The sequence below is a fragment of the Mesorhizobium sp. M1A.T.Ca.IN.004.03.1.1 genome (assembly GCF_003997555.1).
In the GTDB taxonomy this organism is placed as follows: Bacteria; Pseudomonadota; Alphaproteobacteria; order Rhizobiales; family Rhizobiaceae; genus Mesorhizobium.
This window is the reverse complement of the sequence record NZ_RZTV01000493.1, coordinates 1-263: the sequence shown is the minus strand read 5'-3', so window position 1 is coordinate 263 and position 263 is coordinate 1. Positions and strand designations below refer to the sequence as shown.

The window sequence follows — 263 nt, the reverse complement described above, 5'->3', positions numbered from 1 at the left end:
GTCGGCGGCCGGATAATTGGCGGTGATGCGAACCGATGTTGGAGCAATCTGCGGATATTGCGATATGGACAAAGTTGTAATGGCGATCGCGCCTGTCATCATGACGGCGATTGCAAGCACCCATGCGAAGATCGGCCGGCTGATGAAAAAACGGGACATGGCGCCGCCTCACCGCGTTACGGCGTCAGGCAACCGCACGGAGACCTCCGCGGGTCTTTCTGCAGATGGCCGGTCCGCCTCGGCGACCGCAACGAGCTCCCCCG

1 protein-coding gene is annotated in these 263 nt (G+C 61.6%); it reads right to left on the bottom strand.

From position 1 onward, the window contains the following. Window positions 1-159 (bottom strand): efflux RND transporter permease subunit (locus EOD29_RS32590; protein WP_164763984.1); only part of this gene is annotated, 159 nt, incomplete at its 3' end. Between the last annotated feature and the right edge of the window lie 104 nt (window positions 160-263).